The organism is Streptomyces sp. PU-14G (genome assembly GCF_041028275.1).
Taxonomy (GTDB): domain Bacteria; phylum Actinomycetota; class Actinomycetes; order Streptomycetales; family Streptomycetaceae; genus Streptomyces.
The window spans coordinates 20,972-30,896 of record NZ_JASKYT010000045.1 but is presented as its reverse complement, the minus strand read 5'-3'; the positions used below and the strand labels follow the sequence as shown (position 1 = coordinate 30,896).

The following is a 9,925-nucleotide window of genomic DNA, read 5'->3' as shown; positions in this document are numbered from 1 at the left end:
GCTCCCCCTCCCAGCGCCGGTACAACTGGTGCGGCACCCCCGCCGCGTCCAGGGCGCGCCCCGCCACGAAGTCCACCAGGTCCTGGATGTGCCGGGCACCCGCGTAGAAGGCGGGCGAGGCGGGCAGCACGACGGCGCCCGCCTCGTCCAGCGCCACCAGGTGCCGCAACGTCTGTCCGTGCAGCGGGGTCTCCCGGACGGCGACGACGAGCGGACGGCGCTCCTTGAGCGTCACACTCGCCGCGCGTTGCAGCAGGTCCTTCGAGAGCCCGAGCGCCACACCGGCGACGCACGCCGTGCTCGCCGGAACGATCACCATGCCCTTGACCGGATACGACCCGGAGGACGGCCCCGCCGCCAGGTCCCCCGGCGGCCAGTGGCGGACCCGCGCCGGGTCGGCACCCGGCTCCGCCTTGAACGCGTCCGGGCTGCCGTCCGCGCCGCGGGCCAGCCAGCGGCGCAGGTCCGCTTCCGCGTGGGCGTCGCGGAACGGATGCCCCGTCTCGTCGAGGATCGTGAGACGGGAGGCGCGGCTCACGACGAGGTCGACGTCCTCGCCCGCACTCAGCAGACCGCGGATGACCGCAGCCGCGTACGGCGTCCCCGAAGCTCCTGAGACGCCCACGACCCACGGCACCCGTCCTGTGTCACTCACGGGTTCGACCCTACTTGTGCCCGTCCGAGCCACCGGAAGGCTCCACCCCGCGAACCGGGCACGGGCGGGGCGGCGCGGGGACGGGGCCGCCCGCGTACCCTCGACGCCATGCGTGTCACCCCGCTCCGCCTGACGGCCACAGCCACGTGCGCGACGACGCTCGTCGCCGCCCTCACCGGATGCTCGGTGGCGGAGCGGCTGACCACGGGACTGAAGGTGAAACACGCCTTCGAGAAGCTCGGCGAACAGCCGACGGCCTCGGTGCTGATGTCCGTGGACGGCAGCACGAGCGAGGCCGAGAAGTTCCTGCGCGCGGCAGGCGCCTCCGACACGGCCGCGACCCGGCACACCGCGAAGCTTCTCACCCGGGGCGAACTCACCTTCGCGGTCGGCTCCGACCGCGAGGAGACCCCGCTGAAGGAACTGAGCCGCTCGGAGCGGCTCCGCTTCGCGGCGGCGATCAACTTCGGCGGCAAGGACGTGCTGGCGGCCAAGTCGGTGGAGGAGAAGCTGTACGTGCGGGTCAACCTGCGCTCCCTGGTGGCGCAGACGGGCGGAACCACCACGGACAAGCGGCGCGCCCGCAGGATCGTCTCGCTCGCCAAGGACCTGCCGACGACGCTCGGCTCGGCCAGGGACGCGCTCAAGGGCAAGTGGGTGGAGATCGACCCCGAGTCGTTCGACGACTTCGCGCGCGCGGCCCAGGAGATCGCCGAGGACGAGAAGAAGGGCGAGTTCGGACAGCACGGCCCCGCGGTCTCCGAGCAGAGCGACGAGACGAGCAAGCGCCTGAGCCGGGCGACCGCGGCGGGCCGCGCGCTCAACGGCGAGTCGGAGCGGGAGTTCCTGGAGGGCCTGGAGAAGACACTGGGCGAGCACGCCGAGTTCCACAAGGCGGGCGAGTGGGGCGGCGCCGAGCACGTGACGGTCTCCATGCCCGCACGCGAGGCCGCGCCCGACCTCTCGCGCGCGCTGGAGGCCCTGGGGGCGCGGCTGAACCCGGCCAAGGTCCCGGACAAGAAGGTCAGCGCGGATCTCCAGATCAGGCGCGGCCAGCTCACCGGTCTCACCGTTGACCTGGAGCAGTTCCTCGAAGGCAAGGACGCGAAGAAGGTGCATCTGCCGCTGCGGCTGGACTTCGGCGGCGGTCACGCCGTCTCGGTGGAGGCCCCGGACGGCGTCCGCGAGCTGAAGCCGCAGGATCTGCTGGCGGCCGTGATGTACGGCGCTCTGGGCACCGGCGGACTGTAGGGCCATCCTGGGAGGCAGGTTCGCGGCGGCCGTCCGGGCCGGTGGCCCCCGGAGGCCCGGGAGGAACCGGGGGCCGGGGGAACTGGAACCTGGGGAGACCGGAGAGGCCGGGGGAACCGGGAAGACCCTTCCCGGCGTTGTACGGGCAGCGGGACGCATCTCGGTCCCGAGGGGCAGGAGGACGGCGGGGGACCGCTCCTCGCGAGGGAGGCGAGCATGGCGAACAGCTCGGGGGGCTCGGGCACCAGGGCGATGACCGCGGGAAAGCTGATCGTCGGCTGGGTGGCGCTGCTGTGGCTGCTGGAGGCTGTCGACCAGGCCACGGACAACGCGCTGGACACCTTCGGCGTCGAACCCCGCCGCGTCGACGAGCTGGTGGACGTGATCCCGAGCGCCTTCATGCACTTCGGCTTCGAGCACCTGATCGCGAACACGCTGCCGCTGCTGATCCTCGGCTTCCTGGCGGCCCTGCGCGGGGCGGGCAGATTCCTGGCCGTCGCCGCGACGATCATCGTGGTCAGCGGCCTCGGTGTCTGGCTGATCGCCCCGGACGGCAGCAACACCGCGGGCGCCTCGGGACTGATCTTCGGGCTGTTCGGCTACCTGCTGGCCCGCGGCTTCGTGGACCGCAGGATCACCGACGTCGCCCTCGGCAGCGTCGTCGCCGTCTTCTACGGCTCCCTGCTGTGGGGCGTGCTGCCCACCGACACCGGCATCTCCTGGCAGGGCCACCTCTTCGGCCTCATAGGCGGCATCATCGCCGCCCGCCTGACCGCCGAGCCCCGCCCGGCGGGAGAGGGCAAACCGGCCTGGCACTGAGCCCGCCTGGTGTGGGGCCTCACCTGTCGAGAGGCTGGGTGCGGGTCTCCCGGTCGACGGGCAGCTCGTCGGTCTCGATGGTCACCGCGCCGATGTCCATGGTGACCTCGACCGGCTTCCCGTACGGGATGACGTCCCGGCCCCGGTAACCGTTCGACCCCGGATTCCAGTGCACGGTGCACTCGGCGCGGTAGGGGTCGAAGATCAGGTAGTGGGCGATGCCGCGCCGCGCGTACAACCGGTCCTTGGTGACGTAGTCGTGGTGGACGCTGGTCGGCGAGACGACCTCGATGGCGAGCTCGATCAGGTCGGGCGGGTACGCGCTCAGGTTGCGCTCGGCCTCGGCGCGGGGAACGACCGCGACGTCCGGACACAGCTCGTCGTCGTCCCCGAAGGGAAAGGCCACGTCCGAGAGAAAGGCCCACTGTTCGGCGAGCCCCGCTCGCAACGCGCGCCACACCCTGTGGACGGTCCGCCCGTGGAAGGCCCCGGCCGGGGGGCTCATCAGCAGGACGCCGCCCACGATCTCGCTGCGGTACCCGGGGAACAGGCCCTCCAGGCGGCTCAGCTGGGAGCGGAAGCGCGTCTGCGGTCTGTCCATGTGTCCTCCTCCGTTCCGCCGGAGGAGGACACTACTCACACACTCAGCCCGCGCACCGCGAGATCCAGCAGGGCGCACACGAACAGGGCAATCCCGATGAAGCTGTTGACCTGGAAGAAGGCGCGGTTCAGGCGGGTCAGGTCGTGGGGGCGGACGAGGGTGTGCTCGTAGACGAAGGCGCCGGTGACGATGGCGATGCCCAGCCAGTAGAAGACGCCCGCGCCGGTCAGCAGGCCGAAGGCGACCAGCAGGGCCACGGTGACCAGGTGGGCGGCGCGGGTGGTGTGGATGGCGGCGGCGGTGCCGAAGCGGGCCGGGAGGGACTTCACGCCGTTGGCGCGGTCGGCCTCGACGTCCTGGCAGGCGTAGATCAGGTCGAAGCCGCCGATCCAGATGCCGACGGCCAGGCCGAGGACGGCGCCGTGCCAGGACCAGGAGCCGGTGACGGCGAGCCACGCGCCGAGGGGGCCGATCGCCTGGGCGAGACCGAGGATGGCGTGCGGGAAGTGGGTGAAGCGCTTCCCGTAGGGATAGACGACCATCGGGAGCGCCGCGACGGGCGCCAGGGCCAGGCAGAGCGGGTTGAGCAGGGCGCAGGTGCCGAGGAAGACGACGAGGGCGACGGCGGCGCCGGTCCACGCCGTGCGCACGGAGACCGCCCCTGTGACCAGTTCGCGGCCGGCGGTGCGCGGGTTGCGGGCGTCGATCTCGCGGTCGATGATCCGGTTCGCGGCCATCGCGAAGGTCCGCATCCCCACCATGGCGACCGTCACGAGCAGCAGCTGCCACCAGTGGACGCTGCGGCTGTCGCGGTACATGGCGGTGAGCGCGGCGATGTAGGCGAAGGGCAGCGCGAAGACGGAGTGCTCGATGACCACCAGGCGGAGGAAGGCGCGGACGCGTCCGACGTCGGCGCCGGGACCCGGGCCGACGATGCCCTCGGCGGTGCTGCTCACAGGCCGTACTCCTTCCAGCGGCGCGTCACCAGGTCGGCCACCTTCGCGTCGGACTCGATCATCTCCGGCCAGCCGCCGTCGCGCGTGTAGCCCTCCTCGGGGAGTTTGCGGGTGGCGTCGATCCCGGCCTTGCCACCCCAGAACTGCTGGTAGGAGGCGTGGTCCAGGTGGTCGACAGGGCCCTCGGCGACGGTGAGGTCGCGCGCGTAGTCGACGTTGCCCAGCGCCCGCCAGGCGACCTCGTGCAGGTTCCGCACGTCGCAGTCGGCGTCGACGATGACGATGAGCTTGGTCAGCGACATCATGTGGGCGCCCCAGATGGCGTGCATCACCTTCTGGGCGTGCTTGGGGTACTTCTTGTCGATGGCGACGACCGCGCAGTTGTGGAAGCCGCCCGCCTCGGGCAGGTGGTAGTCGACGATGTCGGGCACGACGATCTTCAGCAGCGGCAGGAAGAACCGCTCGGTGGCCCGGCCCAGCGGCCCGTCCTCGGTCGGGGGCCGGCCGACCACGATCGACTGGAGCAGCGGCCGTTTGCGCGTCGTCACGCAGTTGATCCGCAGCGCCGGGAAGGGCTCCTGCGGGGTGTAGAAGCCGGTGTGGTCCCCGAAGGGGCCCTCGGGCAGCATCTCGCCCGGCTCCAGCCAGCCCTCCAGCACGACCTCGGCGTGGGCGGGGACCTGGAGCGGGACGGTCTTGCAGTCGACCATCTCGACGCGCTTGCCCTGCAGGAAGCCGGCCAGCAGGTACTCGTCGATGTCGGCGGGCAGCGGCGCGGTCGAGGCGTAGGTGACGGCGGGCGGGCAGCCGAAGGCGATGGCGACGGGCAGCTTCTCGCCGCGCCGCGCGGCCACCTGGTAGTGGTTGCGGCTGTCCTTGTGGATCTGCCAGTGCATCCCGATGGTGCGCCGGTCGTGCCGCTGGAGCCGGTAGAGGCCCAGGTTGCGCACGCCGCTCTCGGGGTCCTTGGTGTGGGTGAGGCCCAGGTTGAAGAAGGAGCCGCCGTCGCCGGGCCAGGTGAACAGCGCGGGCAGCCGGTCCAGGTCCACCTCGTCGCCCCGTCGCACGACCTCCTGGACGGGCGCCTCCTTCACCTTCTTCGGCGGCACGTGCGTCATGGCGCCGAGCTTCCCGAACGCCTCACGGAAGCCGACGAAGCCCTGCGGCAGCTCGGGCTTGAGCAGGCCGCCGATCTTGTCGCTGATCTCGTCGTACGAGGACAGGCCGAGCGCCTTGAGCAGCCGGCGGTCCGTGCCGTAGACGTTCATGGCCAGCGGCATGTCCGAGCCCTTGACGTTCTCGAACAGCAGCGCCGGGCCGCCCGCCTTGTTCACCCGGTCGACGAGCTCCCCGACCTCCAGGTGCGGGTCGACCTCGGCCTTGACCCGGACGAGGTCACGGTCACGCTCCAGCGCCCGCAGGAGCGAGCGGAGATCGTCGTATGCCATACCCCTCAGTATCTCCTCCGCGGCCCGCGCCCTGAGCGCCGGGGCCTCCGCGCGGCCCATTACGCTGGCACCGTGGGACCCGGATGCCGGGCCCGCACCGCATCCGTCCGGCGGCATCTCGCACCCAGGGGGCGTTCCGCGTGATCATCAGGCTCCTGCCCGTCCTCGTGATCCTGGCCCTGTGGATCTACGCGTTCATCGACTGCCTGAACACCCCCGAGAACGAGGTGCGCAAGCTGCCCAAGGTGGTGTGGGTGATCCTCATCCTGCTGTTCGGGCAGGTGCTGCTGGGGCCCGTCGCCTGGTTCCTGGTGGGACGTCCCCGCCGCAACGCGCCCTACGGCGCGGTACGCGCCGACGAGCGCCGCTGGGTCGCCCCCGACGACAACCCGGACTTCCTCAAGTCCCTGGAGGCCGGCCGGCCGCCCGAGGGGAACGACGAGACAGGCCGGAGCGGCGATTCCGCGCCCGAGCCGCGGCACCCGGACGAAGAGCTGCGCGACAACCGCCAGGACCGCAACCAAGACGAGACCTGACCCACCCCACTGGGGAGACCCTCCGCCCGGCCTTCCTGCCGGGCGACCTCCCACCGTCTTCTCGCGGGGAAGGGGCCCAGGCGTCTTCTCGCGGGGAAGGGGCCCAGGCTCACACCCGGTCGGCGTACCGCGCGCGCAGCGCGGCGAAGCGGGAAGGCGTCCAGGCGGCCCAGTCCGCCGGGCGCCCCCGCAGTTCCTCGCCCAGCAGCTCGAAGTGCTGGTGCCAGCCGGCGAGCACGTCCAGCAGCCGGTCCGCGTCACCGGTGAAGTCGTTGCGGAAGCGGACGCGGGTGCCCTCCTCGTCGAGCGCGCCCCGCAGGGTGAAGCCGAACGAGCCGCGCGCGTCGACCGTGTACTCGGCGAGTCGCCGCCTGGACCAGGCGGTGATCCGGCCGGGCGACGTCGGGCGGGGTCCTGCGTCCGCTCCCCCGTTCAGCCAGCGCAGCGTCACCGCTCCGCCGGGCCCTGGCTCGAAGGCGTCGGCCGCGGCCAGCCACCCCCGCAGGCCCGCGGGGGTGGCGACGGCGGCCCAGACGCTCTCGGGCGGGTGCGGGAACGACAGCTCGAAGCCGACGGTGTGCGCGGCGCCGTCTGCGCTGCTGCGTGCGGTTCCGTACGGGACCCCGCCGGGTGCCGCCTGCTCGCTGTCGGTGCTCATGGCTCCACCTTCACCTTCGTCCCGCGCCCTGGCCGTGTGCTGTGCGAAGGGGCGGGCGCTCAGACACCCGCGTAGGAGTGCTTGCCGTTGAAGAAGATGTTCACGCCGTAGTAGTTGAACAGGAAGCAGGCGAACGCGAGGAGCGCGAGGTAGGCCGCCTTGCGCCCCTTCCAGCCCGCCGTGGCGCGTGCGTGCAGGTAGCAAGCGTAGGCGACCCAGGTGATGAACGACCAGACCTCCTTGGGGTCCCAGCCCCAGTAGCGGCCCCAGGCGTCGCCCGCCCAGATTGCGCCCGCGACGATGGTGAAGGTCCAGAACGGGAAGACGGTGGCGTTGATCCGGTAGGCGAACTTGTCGAGGGAGGCCGCCGAGGGCAGCCGCTCCAGGATCGAGCTGCCCACGGTGCCGGGCTTGCCGCCGCTGAGCAGCTTGGTCTCGTAGGAGTCCCGGAAGAGGTAGAGGAGCGAGCCGACGGCGCCGAGGTAGAGCAGCGCACCGCAGATGATGGCCAGCGAGACGTGGATCCACAGCCAGTAGGAGTGCAGCGCGGGCACCAGCTGGTCGCTGTCGGTGTACAGGACGGTGACGGCCAGGCCGAGGTCCAGCAGCACGGTGGTGACCAGCGGCAGCCCCATCCAGCGGACGTTCTTCTTCGCGACCAGGAAGCCCAGGTACCCGGCGACGGCGACCATCGAGAAGGCCGTCGAGAACTCGTACATGTTGCCCCAGGGGGCACGCTGCACCGACAGGGAGCGGGTCAGCACTCCGGCGAAGTGCAGCAGGAAGGCGAGCACCGTCATCGAGACGGCGATGCGCCCGTACATGTCGCCCTGCTGGTCGCCGGCCGCGGCGCCGGGGCCGTCGGGCAGGTCGCCGCGCTTGCCGTTGTTGGAGCGTGTGACGATCTTCGGCATCGCCGACGCCTTCGCCGGCGCAGGCTTCTCCAGTACGGCCGTACCGCCCTCGGCCGACCTGGCCCGTACGGAGACGCCGCCGGACTGCGCGGGCACGGCGTCGTCGGCGCCGGGCTTCTTCGTCAGGGCGGCGGCGGTACGGGCCACCTTGCTGCGCGAGCCGAACGTCCACTCGGCGATGTACGCGCAGAAGGCCAGCACGTAGACGGCCATCGCCGAATAGATCAGATAGTTGCTGATCTGAGCGAGCTGCTCGTTGGGCTCGGCTGCGAGGAGATTCACTTGCCTGCTCCTTCGGGGGCTTGGGCAGGATCGGCCGGTGTCGTGGACGCGTCCGCCTGCGCGGCGGAGTCGTCGGCGGCGCTGGCGTCGTCAGCGGTCGTCTCGGACGCGACGGGTGCCGCGTCCTGCATGTCGGTGGCGAGGGAGGCGAGTTCGTCGGGCAGCCGCGCGGACTCGCTGCGGCCCAGTGCGGCCATCTCGACGACCGTGCGGCCGTCGTCGCCCGCGTACGCCCGCACCCACACGCGGCGGCGCTGGATGAACAGCGACCCTGCGAGCCCCGCGATGGCCGCCAGCGCGCCGCCGAGGGCCCAGCCGTTGCCCACCTGGTGGGAGACCTGGAAGTTCGCCCACTCCTTGACGCCCTCGAACTCGAGGGAGCCCGCACCGTTCGGCAGGGTCATGGTGTCGCCGGGGGTGAGCTTCTTGGCGAAGGGGCTGCCGTCCTTCTCCTTGAACTTCTCCATGTTGTCGGTGTCGAGCTGGTAGACGTTCTGCGCGGGGCCGCCGTCGACGCCGAGGTTGCCGTGGTAGGCGGTCAGGAACATCGCCGGGTTCTTCAGCAGGGGCGACTGGGAGAACATGGTGCCGCTGCCCGGCTGGAAGTCCGGGACGAAGAAGCCCTGGAAGCCGAGCTGGTCCTTGCGGCCCTTGGCGTCCACGTAGTCGGGCACCTTGACGACGCCGCTGGAGGTCTGGTTGTTGTCCTGCTGGAGGAAGGGCACGGGCCCGCGGTAGGCGAGGTTGCCCTTGCCGTCCTTGACGGAGACGACGGGCGCGTAGCCGTTGGCGATCAGGTAGACCTTGGAGGAACCGACCTGGAGCGGGTGGTTCACCTTGATCGTGCTCTCGGTCCCCTTGCTCTCGCCGCCCTTGGTGTAGGAGATGTCGGCGCGGTAGTCGCGCGCGGTGCCCTTGTTGGGGCCGCTCGTCTCGTACGTGGCGTGGAAGTCCTTCAGCCGGAAGGAGAAGGGGTCGAGCATGTCGGAGGTGAACAGCGAGCCCGACTGGAAGTCGTCGTACTGGGTGAGCACGTTGGAGAAGCTGTCGCCCTGGACGATCAGCTTGCGGCCCTCGGACTTGAACAGCTGCCCGGAGGCGAACGCCAGCAGCAGGACGATCAGCGCGATGTGGAAGGCCAGGTTGCCGGCCTCCCGCAGATAGCCCTTCTCCGAGGCGACGGCGCCCTTCGACGAGGCGTCGTCCAGCTCCTGATGGGTGCGGAACCGCCTGCGCCGCAGCAGCGACCGTGCGGCGCCCAGCACCTGATCGGGCGCGGCCTCGGTGCGCCAGGTGGTGTAGACGGGCATCCGGTCGAGACGGCGCGGGGCGCGCGGCGGGCGCGACCGGAGCTGGCCGACGAACTGCCAGGTGCGCGGGACGATGCAGCCGATCAGCGAGACGAACAGCAGGATGTAGATCGCCGAGAACCACACCGAGGTGTAGACGTCGAACAGCTGGAGCTTGTCGTAGAGCGGCGCCAGCGTGGTGTGGTCCTCGCGGAACTTCTCGACCTTGAGCGCGTCCACCGGGGTCTGCGGGATGACCGAGCCGGGGATCGCACCCAGCGACAGCAGGAAGAGCAGGATCAGTGCCACCCGCATGGACGTCAGCTGCCGCCAGAACCACCGCGCCCAGCCCAGCGGGCCGAGCGAGGGAACGTTCAGCTTCTCCTCGCTGGGCGCCGTCGACAGCTGCGCCGCGGCCTCCCGCTCCTTGGCCGCCTCGGACTCACCCGCGGCGCCCGCGCCCTCGGTACCGGTCTCGCCACCGACGCCCTTGCCGGTTTCGGTCGTGCTCATGGA

Annotated in this window: 10 protein-coding genes; 3 read left to right on the top strand and 7 right to left on the bottom strand. The window is 71.1% G+C overall.

Annotated features, from left to right (window positions below):
* Positions 1-655, bottom strand: a 655-nt coding sequence (locus AB8Z75_RS08395) for a UbiX family flavin prenyltransferase (protein WP_369200768.1), incomplete at its 3' end; no start/stop codon positions are given.
* 108 nt (positions 656-763) lie between these two features.
* Here AB8Z75_RS08395 and AB8Z75_RS08390 point away from each other — a divergent pair.
* Together AB8Z75_RS08390 and AB8Z75_RS08385 are read left to right on the top strand one after the other, a co-directional pair.
* On the top strand, positions 764-1,906 hold the full coding sequence (locus AB8Z75_RS08390; RefSeq protein ID WP_369200767.1) for a hypothetical protein: 1,143 nt from the start codon (positions 764-766) through the stop codon (positions 1,904-1,906).
* A gap of 216 nt (positions 1,907-2,122) precedes the next feature.
* Positions 2,123-2,725 carry a rhomboid family intramembrane serine protease gene (locus AB8Z75_RS08385; protein WP_369200766.1) on the top strand — a complete coding sequence of 201 codons (603 nt, stop codon included), beginning with the start codon at positions 2,123-2,125 and terminating at the stop codon, positions 2,723-2,725.
* Between the two features lie 19 nt (positions 2,726-2,744).
* Here AB8Z75_RS08385 and AB8Z75_RS08380 read toward each other — a convergent pair whose 3' ends face one another.
* The 3 genes from AB8Z75_RS08380 to AB8Z75_RS08370 are packed head-to-tail and all read right to left on the bottom strand — an operon-like array spanning position 2,745 to position 5,730.
* Positions 2,745-3,326: a Uma2 family endonuclease gene (locus tag AB8Z75_RS08380; RefSeq protein WP_369200765.1), complete on the bottom strand. Its 582-nt coding sequence runs from the start codon at positions 3,324-3,326 to the stop codon at positions 2,745-2,747.
* A 35-nt stretch (positions 3,327-3,361) separates the two neighbouring features.
* On the bottom strand, positions 3,362-4,282 hold the full coding sequence (mqnP, locus tag AB8Z75_RS08375; protein ID WP_369200764.1) for a menaquinone biosynthesis prenyltransferase MqnP: 921 nt from the start codon (positions 4,280-4,282) through the stop codon (positions 3,362-3,364).
* Positions 4,279-5,730 (bottom strand): menaquinone biosynthesis decarboxylase, encoded by a 1,452-nt coding sequence (locus AB8Z75_RS08370; protein WP_369200763.1) that lies wholly within the window; start codon positions 5,728-5,730, stop codon positions 4,279-4,281. The genes mqnP and AB8Z75_RS08370 overlap by 4 nt, the downstream gene beginning before the upstream one ends.
* Before the next feature lie 143 nt (positions 5,731-5,873).
* Between AB8Z75_RS08370 and AB8Z75_RS08365 the strand changes: the two genes are divergently transcribed.
* A complete protein-coding gene (locus tag AB8Z75_RS08365) occupies positions 5,874-6,266 on the top strand; it encodes a PLD nuclease N-terminal domain-containing protein (protein WP_369200771.1) in 393 nt (130 codons plus the stop codon).
* Between the two features lie 109 nt (positions 6,267-6,375).
* Here the strand turns inward: AB8Z75_RS08365 and AB8Z75_RS08360 are convergent, their stop codons facing one another.
* Genes AB8Z75_RS08360 through AB8Z75_RS08350 form a run of 3 tightly spaced genes read right to left on the bottom strand, consistent with a single transcriptional unit; the run spans position 6,376 to position 9,922 of the window.
* Positions 6,376-6,924 carry an SRPBCC family protein gene (locus AB8Z75_RS08360; protein WP_369200762.1) on the bottom strand — a complete coding sequence of 183 codons (549 nt, stop codon included), beginning with the start codon at positions 6,922-6,924 and terminating at the stop codon, positions 6,376-6,378.
* A 59-nt stretch (positions 6,925-6,983) separates the two neighbouring features.
* Entirely contained in the window at positions 6,984-8,120 is a 1,137-nt protein-coding gene (gene ccsB, locus AB8Z75_RS08355; protein ID WP_369200761.1) for a c-type cytochrome biogenesis protein CcsB, read from the bottom strand.
* Positions 8,117-9,922 (bottom strand): cytochrome c biogenesis protein ResB, encoded by a 1,806-nt coding sequence (locus tag AB8Z75_RS08350; protein WP_369200760.1) that lies wholly within the window; start codon positions 9,920-9,922, stop codon positions 8,117-8,119. Before AB8Z75_RS08350 ends, ccsB begins: the two co-directional genes overlap by 4 nt.
* Positions 9,923-9,925: the final 3 nt, after the last annotated feature.